The 16,044-nt window shown below is 56.5% G+C and carries 17 protein-coding genes; 9 read left to right on the forward strand and 8 right to left on the reverse strand.

Annotation, left to right across the window (positions count from 1 at the left end; genetic code table 11):
* Positions 1–27 precede the first annotated feature (27 nt).
* The gene (gene acnA, locus ACR3EJ_RS10795) at positions 28–2,718 is read right to left on the reverse strand and encodes an aconitate hydratase AcnA (protein ID WP_170540665.1); all 2,691 of its coding nucleotides are present in this window, start codon (positions 2,716–2,718) and stop codon (positions 28–30) included.
* A gap of 226 nt (positions 2,719–2,944) precedes the next feature.
* Here acnA and ACR3EJ_RS10800 point away from each other — a divergent pair, with 226 nt between their 5' ends.
* Complete coding sequence (locus tag ACR3EJ_RS10800; protein ID WP_170540662.1) at positions 2,945–3,646, forward strand: DUF1223 domain-containing protein; 702 nt, start codon at positions 2,945–2,947, stop codon at positions 3,644–3,646.
* On the opposite strand, the gene ACR3EJ_RS10805 is transcribed toward ACR3EJ_RS10800, so the two are convergent.
* The 4 genes from ACR3EJ_RS10805 to purB form a co-directional block, all read right to left on the reverse strand.
* Positions 3,647–4,570: a lysophospholipid acyltransferase family protein gene (locus ACR3EJ_RS10805; protein ID WP_170473356.1), complete on the reverse strand. Its 924-nt coding sequence runs from the start codon at positions 4,568–4,570 to the stop codon at positions 3,647–3,649.
* 85 nt (positions 4,571–4,655) lie between these two features.
* The gene (locus ACR3EJ_RS10810; protein WP_170540659.1) at positions 4,656–5,732 is read right to left on the reverse strand and encodes a FliG C-terminal domain-containing protein; all 1,077 of its coding nucleotides are present in this window, start codon (positions 5,730–5,732) and stop codon (positions 4,656–4,658) included.
* An 84-nt stretch (positions 5,733–5,816) separates the two neighbouring features.
* Positions 5,817–6,359 (reverse strand): tetratricopeptide repeat protein, encoded by a 543-nt coding sequence (locus ACR3EJ_RS10815; RefSeq protein WP_170540656.1) that lies wholly within the window; start codon positions 6,357–6,359, stop codon positions 5,817–5,819.
* 374 nt (positions 6,360–6,733) lie between these two features.
* On the reverse strand, positions 6,734–8,038 hold the full coding sequence (gene purB, locus ACR3EJ_RS10820) for an adenylosuccinate lyase (RefSeq protein ID WP_170540653.1): 1,305 nt from the start codon (positions 8,036–8,038) through the stop codon (positions 6,734–6,736).
* A gap of 88 nt (positions 8,039–8,126) precedes the next feature.
* Here purB and ACR3EJ_RS10825 point away from each other — a divergent pair, with 88 nt between their 5' ends.
* The 6 genes from ACR3EJ_RS10825 to ACR3EJ_RS10850 all read left to right on the forward strand — a co-directional run bounded on the left by ACR3EJ_RS10825 (position 8,127) and on the right by ACR3EJ_RS10850 (position 11,111).
* A complete protein-coding gene (locus ACR3EJ_RS10825; protein WP_170540650.1) occupies positions 8,127–8,459 on the forward strand; it encodes a hypothetical protein in 333 nt (110 codons plus the stop codon).
* Positions 8,456–8,878: a DUF6314 family protein gene (locus ACR3EJ_RS10830; RefSeq protein ID WP_170540647.1), complete on the forward strand. Its 423-nt coding sequence runs from the start codon at positions 8,456–8,458 to the stop codon at positions 8,876–8,878. The genes ACR3EJ_RS10825 and ACR3EJ_RS10830 overlap by 4 nt, the downstream gene beginning before the upstream one ends.
* 75 nt (positions 8,879–8,953) lie before the next feature.
* Positions 8,954–9,541, forward strand: coding sequence for a biotin transporter BioY (locus ACR3EJ_RS10835; RefSeq protein WP_170540644.1), 588 nt, complete (start codon positions 8,954–8,956; stop codon positions 9,539–9,541).
* 139 nt (positions 9,542–9,680) lie between these two features.
* Complete coding sequence (locus tag ACR3EJ_RS10840; RefSeq protein ID WP_170540640.1) at positions 9,681–10,238, forward strand: hypothetical protein; 558 nt, start codon at positions 9,681–9,683, stop codon at positions 10,236–10,238.
* Between the two features lie 10 nt (positions 10,239–10,248).
* Positions 10,249–10,593 (forward strand): hypothetical protein, encoded by a 345-nt coding sequence (locus ACR3EJ_RS10845; RefSeq protein ID WP_170540637.1) that lies wholly within the window; start codon positions 10,249–10,251, stop codon positions 10,591–10,593.
* Between the two features lie 239 nt (positions 10,594–10,832).
* Positions 10,833–11,111: a hypothetical protein gene (locus tag ACR3EJ_RS10850; protein ID WP_170540634.1), complete on the forward strand. Its 279-nt coding sequence runs from the start codon at positions 10,833–10,835 to the stop codon at positions 11,109–11,111.
* Positions 11,112–11,124: 13 nt separating this feature from the next.
* On the opposite strand, the gene ACR3EJ_RS10855 is transcribed toward ACR3EJ_RS10850, so the two are convergent.
* Positions 11,125–12,339 carry a bifunctional alpha/beta hydrolase/OsmC family protein gene (locus tag ACR3EJ_RS10855; RefSeq protein WP_170540631.1) on the reverse strand — a complete coding sequence of 405 codons (1,215 nt, stop codon included), beginning with the start codon at positions 12,337–12,339 and terminating at the stop codon, positions 11,125–11,127.
* Positions 12,340–12,595: 256 nt separating this feature from the next.
* Here ACR3EJ_RS10855 and ACR3EJ_RS10860 point away from each other — a divergent pair, with 256 nt between their 5' ends.
* The gene (locus tag ACR3EJ_RS10860; protein WP_170540628.1) at positions 12,596–12,790 is read left to right on the forward strand and encodes a hypothetical protein; all 195 of its coding nucleotides are present in this window, start codon (positions 12,596–12,598) and stop codon (positions 12,788–12,790) included.
* A 3-nt stretch (positions 12,791–12,793) separates the two neighbouring features.
* Here the strand turns inward: ACR3EJ_RS10860 and dddP are convergent, their stop codons facing one another.
* Positions 12,794–14,137 carry a dimethylsulfonioproprionate lyase DddP gene (dddP, locus tag ACR3EJ_RS10865; RefSeq protein WP_170540625.1) on the reverse strand — a complete coding sequence of 448 codons (1,344 nt, stop codon included), beginning with the start codon at positions 14,135–14,137 and terminating at the stop codon, positions 12,794–12,796.
* A gap of 124 nt (positions 14,138–14,261) precedes the next feature.
* Between dddP and ACR3EJ_RS10870 the strand changes: the two genes are divergently transcribed.
* Positions 14,262–15,005, forward strand: coding sequence for a heme-dependent oxidative N-demethylase family protein (locus tag ACR3EJ_RS10870; protein ID WP_170541654.1), 744 nt, complete (start codon positions 14,262–14,264; stop codon positions 15,003–15,005).
* A gap of 36 nt (positions 15,006–15,041) precedes the next feature.
* Here the strand turns inward: ACR3EJ_RS10870 and ACR3EJ_RS10875 are convergent, their stop codons facing one another.
* Entirely contained in the window at positions 15,042–15,953 is a 912-nt protein-coding gene (locus ACR3EJ_RS10875) for a hypothetical protein (protein ID WP_480422935.1), read from the reverse strand.
* Between the last annotated feature and the right edge of the window lie 91 nt (positions 15,954–16,044).

Below are 16,044 nucleotides of genomic sequence, written 5' to 3' on the forward strand. Positions count from 1 at the left end.
GTCAAGATTGGGTTGTAAGCTATTGCGTTACGGAGATTTTGCGAGGTTGCGCAATACATATTGCAGCACGCCGCCGTTTTCGATGTACTCGATTTCGGGTGCGGTATCGATGCGGCACTTCAGGTTGATGGTCTTCTCTGTGCTATCGCCGTAGACGATGGTGCAGGGAACTTCTTGCAGCGGTTCAATGGTATCCAACCCGTCGATCGAGACGGTTTCATCCCCTTTCAGACCCAGCGACTTGCGGTTGTCGCCGCCTGTGAATTCAAACGGGATCACACCCATTCCGACGAGGTTTGAGCGGTGGATACGCTCAAAGCTCTCTGCGATCACGGCTTTGACACCCAACAAAGCGGTCCCTTTGGCCGCCCAGTCGCGCGAAGACCCCGCGCCGTATTGCTCACCCCCGAAAACGACCAGCGGTGTGCCGTTTGCCTGATAGGCCATCGAGGCGTCATAGATCGACGTCTGCTCGCCATCGGGTCCTTTTGTATAGCCACCTTCGACGCCGTCCAGCATCTCGTTCTTGATGCGGATATTGGCGAACGTGCCGCGCATCATGACCTCGTGGTTGCCACGGCGCGACCCGTAGGAATTGAACTCGCGCGGCTGAACCTGACGTTCAATCAGGTACTTACCAGCCGGAGTTGTTGTCGCAAAGGACCCAGCGGGTGAGATGTGGTCGGTGGTGACCATATCACCCAGAACGGCCAGAACCTTCGCCCCGTCGATATTCGAGATTGTGCCGGGTTCATGTCCCATGCCCTGGAAATAGGGCGGGTTCTGGATGTAGGTCGAAGCAGGTGGCCAGTCGTAGGTTTCTGCATCGGTGGTCTCAACCGATTGCCATTTCTCGTCGCCTTTGAAAACGTCGGCATATTTCGACTGGAATGCCTCGCGCGTCACGGTTTCCTGCACCAGATCGGAGATTTCCTTTTGGCTCGGCCAGAGGTCTTTCATGAAGACATCGTTACCGTCCTTGTCCCTGCCGATTGGCTCGGATGTCAGGTCGATATCCATGGTGCCCGCCAGTGCGTAAACGACAACCAGCGGCGGTGAGGCCAGATAGTTCGCGCGGACATCAGGCGAGATTCGGCCTTCAAAGTTCCGGTTTCCGGACAGAACCGAAGTCGCGACCAGATCGCCCTCGGCAATCGCTTCGCTGATTTCTTTCTGTATCGGTCCAGAGTTACCGATACAGGTGGTGCAGCCATAGCCCACAAGGTTAAAGCCGATCGCGTCCAGATGTTCCTGTAGACCAGCAGCTTCAAGATACTCGGACACCACTTGCGACCCAGGGGCCAGAGAGGTTTTGACCCAAGGCTGACGATTCAGGCCCAGCTCATGCGCTTTCTTCGCCACCAGACCTGCGCCAATCATGACATAGGGGTTCGACGTGTTGGTGCAGGAGGTGATCGAGGCGATCACGACCTTGCCGGACTCCATTCCATATTCTTCACCTTTGACTTCGACCTGTTTGCCCATTGGGCGCTTGAAGGTTTCTGCCATTTCCTTGGTGAAAGCGGCTTTGGCGTCGGTCAGCGCGACATAATCCTGCGGACGTTTCGGGCCCGAGATCGCGGGAACGATCGTGCCCATATCCAGCGACAGGGTGCCGGTGTAGATCGGCGAATAGTTCTCATCCCGCCAGAACCCGTTTTCCTTGGCATAGGCTTCGACCAATGCCAATCGATCCTCATCGCGCCCGGTATTACGCATGTAACGCAGGGTTTCGCCGTCGATGGGGAAGAACCCACAGGTCGCGCCGTATTCGGGGGCCATATTGGCGATGGTGGCGCGGTCGGCCAGTGGCAGCCGGTCCAGTCCTTCACCATAGAACTCGACGAATTTGCCAACCACACCTTTCTCGCGCAGCATCTCAACGACCTTCAGAACAAGGTCTGTGCCGGTCGTGCCTTCGACCATCGAGCCCGTCAGTTCAAAGCCCACCACCTCGGGGATCAGCATCGAGATCGGCTGGCCCAACATCGCGGCCTCGGCCTCGATCCCGCCAACACCCCAACCGAGAACGGCCATGCCGTTGACCATGGTGGTATGACTGTCAGTGCCGACCAGCGTGTCGGGATAGGCGACTTCTTCTCCGCTCTGGTCCGTGTCGGTCCAGACGGTCTGGGCCAGATATTCAAGGTTCACCTGATGGCAAATGCCGGTGCCCGGGGGCACAACGCGGAAGTTATTAAACGCACCCTGACCCCACTTGAGGAACTGGTAACGCTCCATATTGCGCTCATACTCGCGGTCTACGTTCATCTGAAACGCGCGAGGGTTCCCGAACTCGTCGATCATGACCGAGTGGTCGATGACCAGATCAACCGGGTTCAGCGGGTTAATTTTCTGGGCGTCACCACCCAGCGCCTTGATGCCATCACGCATTGCTGCCAGATCAACCACCGCCGGAACGCCAGTAAAGTCCTGCATCAGCACGCGGGCAGGGCGATAAGCAATCTCGCGCGGGTTCTTGCCGCCATTTGCGCCCCATTCGGCGAAGGCCTTGATGTCATCTACGGACACCGAGAACCCGTCATCCTCGAACCGCAGCATGTTTTCCAACACCACTTTCAGCGCGGCAGGCAGGTTCGAGAAATCACCCAGGCCTGCTTCTTGAGCAGCTGGAATCGAGTAATAGGAAATGGATTTACCATTCACGTTCAGACTGCGGCGTGTTTGGGCTGTGTCCTGTCCGACCTTGATGGGCATCTTTGGCCTCCCTCTCGAATGATTTGGATACTGGAGTTCGCTATGGCTTATCTGCATCACGGCACGCGTTGTTTCAAGGTGCAACGGGTCGCATACATATAAAATTGTATACCATTGCACACATTTTGCCGAAGATTGAAGGTTTCGGTCTCAAGAAACCTTGATTGGCAGTTTTTTCAGTTTCGATCTAAACCAGTTGAGCACTCCGCGAAAACTGAGAGAGATAATGTATAGATCAGCCGCCGTGACCGCGTTTGTTTCGCTTTTTCTTGCCGTTTCAGCAGACGCTCAGGATGATCCGGTTGTTGTCGAGCTGTTTACATCGCAAGGGTGTTCGTCCTGCCCACCCGCGGACCGGATCATGCACGAACTGGCCAAGCGGGATGATGTGATCGGGCTGGCGCTGCATGTGGACTATTGGGACTATATTGGGTGGAAAGACGAATATGCCTATCCCGACCATACGGAGCGTCAGAGAGCCTATGCGCGCGAAGGTGGGCGGACGATGATTTATACACCTCAGATGGTTGTGAACGGTCAGCAGGACGTGGTGGGTGCAAAGTCGTTTGAGTTGGAACGGCTGATCGACGCGCACCAGACCGCAGCGCCCCAAGCCGAGGTTAGCGCCACGCGTACGGCTAACGACGTGACTGTGGACGTTGTCCCGGTCGAGTTGGCGGAAGGTGAAACCTATGATGTGCGGATCGTGCAATATTCGCCGATGCGTCACGCCTCAATCCGGCGCGGAGAACTGGCTGGACACGAGCTAGACTATGCGAATGTGGTTGAGAACTGGCAGGTGGCCGGTCACTGGGATGGCCAAACACCGCAGAGCTTCACTGCGTCGCTGTCATCGGATTTACCGGCGGTAGTTCTGATCCAACGTACAGAGCATGGTCCGATCGTCGCTGCGGCAAGAGTCGAGTAATCAAGGCATATCTTTGGGTTGAACGCCTAGTCCACGCCAGGCCTTCCAGCGGCGGTGAATCCAGAACCATTGCCCCATATGTTGACGCACCATCGCCTCCAGATCGTCATTGGTGAACTGGGTCATGCTTTTGGCATCGGTATGAGGGACCGGGTCGTGCAGGACGATGTCAAAATCGATCCCATTGGGTTGGCGCACCGCATAGCAGGGGATCAGCACGGCCTTGTACTTGATCGCAAGTTCCGCGTTCAGCACCGAAGTCACGGCGGGTTTGCCGAAAAAGGTCAACTCCTCGCCGCCATGCGCATGCAGATCGGATACGATGGCGATAATACCTCCGCTTTTGAGCGACCTGACCATCTCAACCATGCCCCGGCGCCCCTGTTCGAACATGGGGGAACCAGTCTGATGGAATGCTTCGACATACATGTCGTTGAAGTACGGGTTAGCCATGCGGCGATAAAGGCAGCCGATGGGTCGACCGCTGCGGGCCTGCAAAGCGACGCGCGCTGCCAGATAATGACCAAAATGCGCAGTGATCATCATCACCGGACGTCCCTCGGCGACGGCGGTATCAAACGCCTGGACACCCGATCCAGAAACTTTGGCCTTGCTTTGCCGATCAATGAAACCATCGGCCGAAAAGTGTTCCATGATCGCGCGGCCAGCATTGTCAGGCACGGCGCGGCAGATTCGCTTGACCTCGGCCTCGGGTAAGTCGGGGCAGGTGAGTTTCAGATTGCGGCGCACACGGGTCCGGAAACCAACCAAAGGCGCAAGCCAGCGAACAATTGCTCCCATTGCGCCGATACGGCGCTCGTATGGTAGCAGGCGCATACAGCCGATCACACCGGTCAGAAACAAGTTGGCGATGTAGTATTTTCCAAGCTCAAAGCGGCTCAGTTCCGACTTTTCGACGGGCATGGGGAAGGACACCTGAGTGTTGTGAACTGCGCGCTCAGACATACAGTCCTCATCGTGCGATCACAAGTAGCCGCGCCGGGCCAGATTATTCTTCAGCCTCTTCCGTTTCGACAAGTGTAATCGCGCCTTCGTCCAGAAGGGCGCGAATGGCAGCGACGATCTGAGACATCGCATCCTCGGTATCGGATTGTTTGACCTTGCCACGTTCGGCCATTTCTTCACGCAGATTGTCTGCCATGCGAGAGGACATGTTCGCCAAAAAGAACTCGACCGTTGCAAGGTCTTCGTCGGTGCTGGCCCCGGCAAGTGCGGTGACAAGAACAGGTTGGTCCACGCCGCGCAGAATCGCAGGAATATCACGGGATTGGATTCGGGCGGGCACGTGCGAAAAGAAGAAGATCGATTGCCGGACGGTATTGGCAAAATCGGCGTCCTCCTCATCCAGTGCGGTCAGCAAACCATCACGCGTCGCCGCAGCGGACTGGTTGAGGATCGCGCCCACACGCTTACCCGGGCCATCCCGAAAGGCGGGCTCGGGGCGTTGATCCAATTGAGCAGCCAAGGACCAACCAATCCGCTCAACCGCCTCAGGCGTCACGTTGGCCGTTTTCGATACCGCATAGGTTATCCGCCGCGCCGTGGGGCCGGGCAGGTGGCCCAGCAATTGTGCAGCCTTGGCGGTTTCTAGTTTTGACAGCATGACGGCTGCGACTTCGGTGCTTTCCGCTCTGGCCATCTCGGCCAGATCTTCTGCGGATACCTCGCGCAAGCGTTGCCATGGGTCACCGATTTGGCGTACCCCCGCCACCTTGCGCAACCGGGCAGCGGTGGCCGGGGCAATTTTGCCATTCACAGCATCCAGAGCGCCGGCCAGCCCATGTGGGAATGAAAGACCGACACCATCTAGCGCATCGGCAAATTCCTGTGCGACAGCGGCGAGCGTCACTCGGTCAACCAGTCCCATTTGACCCAGTTGATGGGTTAACTGCTCCTGCAGCAGGTCAGGCAGTTCCTCAAGCGGGATTTCCGCGCCTTCGTTCAGAAGAAGCCGTACAACAACCGCTGCCTTTTCCCGATTGCTGAGATTGCGAGGCACGACGCGTGGAGCGCCGTTCTCTTGGTCTGCCGCCGGGGCCTGAGCACCCGGCGCCATCTGTACCATTAGGTTCGTATCCTGCATCTGCCTGCATTGCCAATATTGCGTTGCAGGTAGATTAGCGAGACTCAGGTAAAGAAACCCTGAAACTCAGTAGCTATAGGTCAGCCCGGTGCGAATAGCCTCGCGCAGCGATGCTTCGGCCCAAGTACCTTCACCGCCGCGCGCCTTGATCTCGCGCCATTGCGCGATGGCCAGTTCGGTCTTTCCTTCGGCGACAAAGCCCTGACCCATATAGCTACGGGCGAGGATGTTATCAGGGTTTGTTTCGATGGCTTTCTGATAGAAGGCGTTGGCCAGTTCCAACTCACCCATTTTGCGATAGGTGAAGCCCCAATAGGTCTGCACCCGATCGTCATCTTGGTTCATGATACGCAGAATGCCCTGCGCGTTCTCATATTGCCCGTCATAGGCCAACTCACGCACGGCGTCATACAACTGATCGTCGGAAAACTTGGATTTATCTGGTTTAACACAGCGCCCTGCAGACTCGTCGTAAACCCGACCAAACAGGCACTTCTTGGTGGTATTTGTCGGCTTGGGTGGGCTGCTATCACCACCACCCGCAGCAATCGCCATGGGTGCGAAGGTAAAGGCCTGAAGAGCGATGGCCGAGGCTAGTACGAGACGCATGTTCCTACTCCGTTGTCAAAGTGACTTGTTACAATCATAGCGTGATCTACAAAAAAGCTAACGATTGACCGATCGCTTTTATTCACAAGCAGGAAATAAAAATGTCAGCTATTGACGATTTTCATGCAGCTTTGGCTTTCGCTGTCCCATGTCGTGCCTTCCGCACAGGACTGGGTTTGCTTTGCATGACTGCTGCAAGCAAGCCCGGCGGTGCCTGCGCAAATCAATGCAATTGCACATAGAGCAGTTCTTAGCATCGTGTTTTCCTTTCGCGGAAAAGATGCCAGCAGATTACCCGAGTTTTGCCAATCTGGCAAAGAAACAAGGCCCGGCCTGAACAAACAGGCCGGGCCTTGCCTAAATCCGGTCCGGGTTTATTCGCCGAACACGCGCGCGAAAATCGTATCAACGTGTTTGGTGTGGTAGCCGAGGTCGAATTTTTCTTCGATCTCTTCCGGGCTCAGTGCGGCGGTTACATCAGCGTCGGCCAGCAGTTCCTCTTTGAAATCGGTACGATGCTCCCAGACTTTCAGGGCATTGCGCTGAACCATCGCATAAGCATCCTCGCGGCTCACACCCGCTTGTGTCAGCGCCAGCAGCACTCGCTGGCTCATCACAAGGCCGGGGAACTTGTTCATGTTTTCAAGCATGTTCTCGGGGAAGATCAGCATCTTGTCGATCACCCCTGTCAGGCGGGCAAGGGCAAAATCCAGAGTGATGGTGGCGTCCGGCCCGATCATGCGTTCGACCGAGGAGTGCGAGATATCGCGCTCGTGCCACAGCGCCACGTTCTCCATCGCCGGGACCACGGCAGCACGCACCATTCGGGCCAGACCGGTCAGATTTTCGGTCAGCACCGGGTTCTTCTTGTGCGGCATGGCCGACGAGCCCTTTTGGCCCATCGAGAAAAACTCGGCCCCCTCCAGCACTTCGGTCCGCTGCATGTGGCGGATTTCGATGGCAATGTTTTCGATGCTGCTGGCGATGACGCCTAGCGTGGCAAAGAAGGCCGCGTGACGGTCGCGCGGGATGACCTGCGTGCTGATCGGTTCAGGAACCAGACCAAGCTTGTCGCAGACATGCTCTTCGACCTCGGGGTCGATGTTGGCGAAGGTCCCAACCGCGCCGCTGATCGCGCCGGTGGCGATTTCCGCGCGGGCGTCGCGCATACGGGACAGGTTGCGGTCCATCTCGGCATAGAAACGCGCGAAAGTCAGACCCATGGTAGTGGGCTCTGCGTGAATACCGTGGCTGCGACCGATGCGGATCGTGTTCTTGTGCTCGATAGCGCGGCGCTTGAGGGCGGCCAGCAGACCTTCGAGATCAGCGATCAGGATGTCAGCGGCACGGGTGAGCTGCACGTTAAGGCAGGTGTCCAACACGTCGGAGGAAGTCATGCCCTGATGCACGAAACGGGCCTCTTCGCTGCCTACATGTTCGGCCAGGTGGGTCAGGAAGGCGATGACGTCGTGCTTGGTAACGGCTTCGATCTCGTCGATGCGGGCAACGTCGAATTCGACGTCCTTGGCTTTCCACACCGCCTCGGCGTTTTCACGCGGGATCACGCCCAGATCGGCCATTGCGTCGCAGGCATGGGCCTCGATCTCGTACCAGATGCGGAACTTGCTCTCGGGCGACCAGATGGCGACCATCTCGGGGCGGGAATAGCGGGGAATCATTGGCGGCAGCACCTTTTTGTGATTGGGATGAGGCGTTGGCGCGGGGTTTAGCCGCGCATTGACCAAGGAACAAGGCGCGAGTGCTGGGATGAGACGGTTTGCCCTGATTTTGTTGCTTTGGCCGGGAGTTTTATCCGCCGAGGAGTTTCGGCAGCTGACAGGGGATGAAATCCTGATGGCGCTTGTGGGCAAGAAACTCGACTACGGTGAAGGTATCAGCCAGACCTTCGATGACAGCATGCACACGCAGTACTTTTCCGGTCGCCCTAGCGCGGGGCGCTGGGCTGTGCGTGAGGATCGATATTGTTCGGTCTGGCCGCCATCTGATATCTGGGCTTGCTACGATGTCGAGCAAAGCGGAGATACGATCCGGTTTGTAGATGACGCAGGCAATACGACTGACGGAACCTTTGTGAAGTGAACCTGCCCAGGAATATCGCGGATTTCCAAGGGGTTTGGAGCCTGACACGCCTCATCCGGGATGAGCGCGCGGGCCAGATCATTCATGCGGATGGTCATGCAGAGCTGCAACACGATGAGGACGGGTTGATCTATGATGAGACGGTCACGCTACGCATCCCGGGGCAGCCTGCAATGACGGGAACGCGTCGATACCTTTGGCGTGATGCTGGGGATCAGATTGCCATTCACTTCGACGATGACCGGTTTTTTCACGCACTCCAGCTAGGTCAGCCCCGCGCCGAGGACCACCACGATTGCCCGCCAGACAGCTATGATGCAGTATATGATTTCTCGGGATGGCCGCGCTGGACTGTCCGTTGGAAAGTGACCGGACCGCGAAAATCCTATGAAATGGAGACCAAATACGCGCTGCGATAGCGTAATCATCTTGCAGCAACGCTTCGGAACGGGCATTGCTGCAGGTGCAAATAAGTCCGAATGTGGAGAAATGAGATGAACGCAAACGTATTGGCCAATGCTTTTGGCCCGCGTGAGGGGACGGCGCTGCGCGTCAAGCAGGTGGCTCTGGTTGCCCTGGGTATCGTTGCGCTGGCTGTTGCTGCCAAAATCAAAGTGCCGATGTGGCCGGTTCCGATCACCATGGGCACATTCGCCGTTCTGACCATCGGCACCGCTTATGGCGCGCGCCTTGGCCTGATCACGATGCTGGGTTACCTGCTGGTTGGCGCTCTGGGCTTTGACGTGTTTGCGGGTTCCTCGGCCGAAAAATTCGGCCTGACCTACATGATGGGTGGCACCGGTGGCTATCTGGTCGGTTACTTGATGGCGACCATTCTGCTGGGCGCACTCGCCGCGCGCGGCTGGGACCGCTCGGTCGGCAAGCTGGCGCTAGCGCTGGTACTGGCCAACGTGCTGATCTACGTGCCGGGACTGCTGTGGTTGGGTCAGCTGTATGGCTGGGACAAGCCGATCCTGGAATGGGGCCTGACACCCTTCCTGCTGGGTGATGCGATCAAGCTGGCGCTGGCCGCTCTGCTGATCCCCGGTCTGTGGAAACTGCTGGGCGACGCACACACCTGATAGCGCGCTCATGCGCAAGACACACCCGCGTTCGGAGCTTTCCGAACGCGGGTTTTTTATTGTCTGCAGAATAGGATACTGGACAAAGTCAATCTGCGTGGGCAACCTGAGACCAGAAAACTGATCAGGTTATTGAGATATGCGTATTTTGTTAAGCTTGGCGCTTGCTGCAAGTGCCGTGACTTGGTTGGCTGTAACGCCTGTGCAAGCCGACACACCGGTGACCTACACCGATGAAGGGCGCGCCCTGTTCCGCTTTGAGGTTCCCGACTTCTGGACATTGCGCACCGGTGGCCAGCGTGAGATCGAGGATACCAATCTGGGCGATGCCCGTGCGGTTTCGCGCGTCATGGGGATCAGACCGGTGACTGACGATAATGTCTGGATGGGGTTCGTCTCACCATCGCGGGTTTCAAGCATTCAGGGCGGGCTGCGCTATCTTGAGGATATCGACAAATTCCTCGTCAAAGACCCGACCGTGACCAGTACGAGCGATACAAGGATTGGTGGGCGGCCTGCCCAGGTTATTCGAGGCACCGGCAATCGAGATGGGCGCGGAGTGAACTTTACCGCCACCGTGATCGACCTGCCGCGCGACCGTGTGGCCATTGGGGTTGCGATCCTGCGGGACGGGGCCGACCCGTCTTATGTTGATGCCTTGAACGCCGTTTTCGCGTCGTTCCGGTCTTTGCAGTAAGGAGGCTCGGATGACCCGCAAAGTGATAAAACGGTCCGTTCTGGCGCTGGGACTGGGGGTTGCAACCTTCACATTGTCAGCCTGCGATGGCGTAACGGTCGGGGTAGGGTATGGCGTCGGCTATGACCCATTCTACGACTCAATGCTGTGGAATGACTATTACCACGATCACGATATAGACGTGGATATCAATCGACCCGACAGACCCGACAGGCCTGACCGCCCGGAGCGCCCGAATCCGCCGCAGCGGCCCAAACCTCCAGTCGCCAAACCACCTACGCGCCCGCATCCCCCAGTGGCGCACCCCCCGGCGGCGCGGCCGCCGATCCATCGGCCGTCTCCAAGACGTCGCTGAAGGATTCGGGGCAGATTGGTCTGCCCCAACCCGAACGGGGATTGGTACGATAGGCCCCACAGATTATGCGAATTGCAAATCCGCGATAGAGTGCAAATTGGGCGGGCTTGATTTAGAAGTTCAGTAATAACAACTGCATCGAATGTCACAGCCCGCTCGACCTTTGCCAAAAAGAGTCGACGATGCTGACTTAAGAACAGCTAAGAGCCATTGCAGCTGCGTTCTGCGGGATCCTGATTGTGCCTAATATCGGTCTGCCGAACCCGTTTCGCATTGATCTAAATGCCAGAGCCATTCCTGAAGATACTATCGACGAGATAGAAGATAATATGGGCGACTTTGGATTTGCCGCTCATCCACGCGGACCGTTTGGAAAGGAAATCCGCGACGCCTTTATGGAGATTTCGTTCGATCAGAGGGGATGCGTCTATTCGATCTCGGTAGCTGGTGGGGTCAAGCGCGGTCTTGGCGCAACCAGACGCCGAGAGACGCATTCGGCAGATTGGAAAGCGCCCTGATCCAACCGGCAATTTACTGCAGAAGTTCAGTCGTGATATGGGCCGAGCCTTCAAGGGTTCTGTGAACAGGACATTTATCGGCAATTTCCAGCAGTTTGGCCTTTTGATCCGCGTCCAGCGGGCCCTCCAGCCGAATTTTACGGCGAAACTGATCGACCTTGCCTTCGCTGGCAAGTCCGGCATCCTGCGCGTGAACTTTATCATGACAGACATCGACCGTTATACCTGTCAACGGCCAGCGCTTGCGGCGGGCATACATGCGAATGGTCATCGAGGTACAAGCCCCCAACCCGGACGACACGAACCCGTATGGTGACATGCCCCGATCCGAACCACCATAAGATGCGGGCTCGTCCGCGACCGCGTGATGACGCGGGCCTGACTGAATGTCCTGCAGAAAACCCGACGGGTCTGCCTCGGTCACGCGAACGACACCTTCCGGTGCCCCAGGTGGCGGGGCCGGAGGGCACAGCTTGACATAGCGGGAAACCCAGGCGGTGATGACATCAGCCGCATAATCCGCATCTTGCGCACGCGTGATCAGGTGGTCGGCATTATCGAGTGTAACAAAGCTTTTGGGATGTTTTGCCGCCATGAAGATGGTGCTGGCATTGTCAATACTGACCGTACTGTCGCGTGGTGCGTGCAGGATCAGCAAGGCAGCTTTCAGATCAGCAATGGCCGGAGTGAGCGCGGTTGCTGAAATATCTTCAACAAACGCCTTGCCAATGCGGAACGGACGCCCTCCCAACGACACTTCGGCGCTGCCTTGAGATTCGATTTCGGGCAAGGCGGCCTCGAAATGGTGGGACACATGGCCGGGGTCGGCGGGTGCGCCGAGCGTTACCACGGCTTTGATTGATGGAATTCTTGCGCGTGCTCGCAATACGGCAGCGCCACCAAGCGAATGGCCGATCAGAAGCGACGGTGCCATATTACGGCCTGCAAGGTATTCTGCGGCTTTGATCAGGTCCTCGACATTCGAGGTGAATGTCGTATTGGCGAATTCGCCGTCCGAGTGACCAAGGCCGGTAAAATCGAACCGCAGGACCGCGATGCCCATCGCCGCCAAGCGCGCCGAAATTCGCCGTGCTGCCGGAATGTCTTTCGAGCAGGTAAAGCAATGTGCAAATAACGCCGTCGCCAGAACCGGCCCGTCTGGCAAATCCAGGCGCGCGGCCAGTTGGCTGCCGTCGTGACCGGCAAAGGTAATGCGTTCGGTGGGCATGATTATTCCTAGGTTGTCAGGTTTCGACAATACTGTGCGCTGAGGGCGGGCGGCTCAACCCTTGTGTCAGGCGCGTCACGGGAAGGTGAGAGATCGGGAAGTGATCTTATCTGGGCACCAAGTTCTTTGTACAATTTTCGTCAAAGAGCCTGATAAATCAAGATTGGTGATGTGTTGCCGTAAAAATATTCATTTTACTTATTTGCTGTCGCCTCCCAACTAATAGTCATTCCAATGACTCTCTGTGGAGGCCAAAATGGCACATTCGACACCTGTTCCTCTGAGTCCGGCAATTCGTCCCGGAGTACTGATTGCGATCCTACTGACGGGCGCAATCGGTTTCGCGCTTGGGCAAAACTGGCCACTGAGCACCTTGCCCCAGGAAACACAGATCATCACCGCGCCCGAGGATTGGCACGGTAACGTCAGGCGGTCTCACTGGTCGAAATAGCGCTTAGTTTGCGCCCATCAACTGTGCGTCGAACGGATACTTGGTCAGGTTTTCGTAGCCGTCTTCTGTAATCAGCACCTGATCTTCCAGCTTGATTGAGAAGTCACCACCTACCTCACCAACTGCCGCTTCGACGCACAGCACCATTCCTGGTTCAAGCGGGTAGTCATAGGCCCCTTCCACCGCCTTGTCTGGATAAGCCACCAAAGGCCATTCGTCGCACAATCCCACGCCATGCATCAGGCAACCATATTTCTGTGCCTGGAATTTGTCGTCCAGCCGGTGTGCATTTGCGGTCAGTTCTGGGATCATGACGCCCGGTTTCAGCATTTCCATATTGGTCATGATATGCTCGTGCGCGTGCTGCATTGCATAAATCATGTCAGGCCGTGGCTTTTGATCGCCGATCCACCATGTGCGCGAAATGTCGATGCAAATGCCGTATGATCCAATCAGGTCGGTATCGAATGCGATGATCTCGTTCTGTCTCGTGATACGTGGGCCACATTCCTGAAACCATGGATTGGTACGCTGGCCTGAAGCCAGAAGCCGAGTTTCGATCCACTCGCCTCCGCGTCGAATATTTTCAGCATGTAAAACGGCCCAGATGTCATCCTCCGACGTCTTACCATCCCCGACATTGGCACGTGCGAACCGCTCCATTTCAGCGACGGCGGTTTCACAGGCGTGGCTGGCACAGCGCATGGCGAGGATTTCGTCGGGGCCTTTTACAGCGCGGGTTTTCTCGGTGAGCTCTTCCCCCTCCATAACTTGAAACCCTTGCGCCTCAAGAGCGCGTAGGCCGTGCAACATGATCTTGTCCACACCAAGTCGCTTGTTTCCGCCGCCATGTTCCTCGATCAACACGCGCACTTCGTTCGAGAACACATCCGCCGCGATATCGATTTTGTCGCCCCGGTCGAAGTAGAACAGATCCGCACCCGAGCGTTGCTCGCGCACCAGCGGGTTGAACTTCGACAGGAAAGGAGAGTTTTTGTAGTCCCAGATGACCATATAGCCATCTGCGCAAACCAACACCGCCCGGAACGGATTGTGAGTGTTCCAAAGCTGCATATTGGTGCTGTCGGTCGCGTAGCGAATGTTGAGGGGGTCAAACAGCAAGACACCACCCCAGCCGCGTTTCACAATGGCTTGGGTTAACCGCGACCAGCGGTATTCCCGCATCCGTTCGAGATTGGGCAGGCTCAGCCCAGCGGCCGTCCATTCATCAAAGGCCAGCTGTGTCGGTCCGATTTCGATCCGATCATTGTCATTTGGGGTTCCATCGCCGAGAGTGGTGCCCCTGGTGGGATCAATCTTACGGGTGTCGCGATAGGGTGTGTTCACGGGCGGGCCTTTCTGCTTGCCAGCCCAGCCTGCAAAGCCAAAGACGATACGTCTCGAAAGTTTGCGACTGTCTAGAAGTCGCTTTTTGACCGGCAAAGCCAGTTTGGGATGTTATGCCTCAGTCATGACGGTGATATTGCAGCATTCCATCCCCCACAATCCGCTTGCCCCAAACCCGCTACCTGGGATCAAGCCGGCTGATCCTAACAACTGGTTGCACCAGGACGATGCCTTTGCAGCACAGATGCAACGGCGGACAGATTTGTTGGAAGAGCGGACGTTAGATGTTCTGGCCCAGAGCCCCGAAGCATTGAAGCCCGCGCAGGAGTTGCTTGAATTGGTTCTCAGGCAAGCCTACCCGGATGCTTCCGATCAAGTTGTTAGGCCAGACGGGATCAAGGTCGAAATTGATTGGGACCACCCGTTGGAAACGCTTTGCCAATTGGTACAGGAAGATTTCTGCATATTGCAGAAGCACGGAGATGAGCATGTATTGACAGGCGCGATCCTGTGCTTTCCTGCAAGCTGGATGTTGTCCGAAAAATTCATGCGCCCACTGACCGGAATTCATGAACCCGTGGATGTCTACGACGCAAACGTAGCACGTAGGGTTCAGCGTCTATTTGATGGGATTCAACCGAACCGCCCGCTGTGGCGGTTTAATGCGCTTTGGTATCATGACGCTGAACTGTTCCAGCCACGCAGTATGGCGCAAAGACGTGCGCCACAGAACGAAAACACCGCCCGGTATCTGCGCAGCGAACGACAAACTCTCTTGCGTCTACCACAAACAGGCGCGGTGGTATTTGCCATCCACACATACGTGATGATGGCAGAGCAGGTCTTAGAATTGGAAAACCCCGCCTGATGGCGGGGTTTCCAAGGAGGGTCTTGGGTCGTTTGGTTACATGCCTAGGGCGTTTGCGACCTCGCCAAAAGCATTTGTAAGGTTCAGGCCGAAAATCGCGGTTGTAAATGCCAACACCTGAGTGTTGAGGCGAAAGTCCTCACCGCGGATCAGATTGACAGCCGCCAAGGAAACGGCAACCGGGGCAGATATGCTGGCAATCGCGCCTGTCATGCCCCAACTAGTCAGCCTAAGGATATCGCTTGGGCGATCGGTTTCCTCAGCGCTGTCCTGAGAAAGGTTTGCCGACGGCGACGGATCGGTTTCAGTGCGAAACGCGATACTGAGGAGTTGGTCATCGCTCAGCTTTATTGGGCGCGGCTTGCTCCGGGTTTTGGTTTCCAGTTGCTCTGGATTGGAATCGGGCAAGTCGAGCCCAGCAAATGGACCGCTGATCGCTTCGAAAATCTGTTTCCGATTTCGGGAATTGCGGGGGCTGATCGAGTCGAACGCGCTCATGAATTGTTCAATCGTCAGCACTGTTTTGGGCGATAACCATTCAACCCGACGTGTCGTGCAGATATCGACCATGCGGTAAAGCATCACAACCAGCATCAGCTCTGAAATTTCGCTATCATCAAGCAGCTTTGAAACTGGACAAATTGTAATCGTCAACCGGTTGTCTGGGGGGGCTACGACACGACGAGCTTTGGTTCTGAGACCCGCAGATTTGTCCATCCGTTCATGGTGGCTGAGGTCAACTGCCTTGGATTCTGAATCAAGGGTCAGACGCACAAGATACTGGCTGCAGACGATGCTTGCCTCGGACGCGCTGAGAAGCGTCTTGCGCTCAACCAGATGGCCATAATCCGCGAGTGTGGTGGATACGACATCGCAAACGCGTTCAAGTGCGCCATCTGCAGAGCCGTCGAACTGGAGACCGCCGTGGTACATATGCTTCGAAGTCACAGCATGTTCCTTTGCCGTAATAATCTTCACAACAATGTAGCAACCGAAATGGTGCAAATTTTGACGAAAATGCAAAAAAGTCAGAGATTTC

Source organism: Ruegeria sp. AB11 (assembly GCF_056536325.1).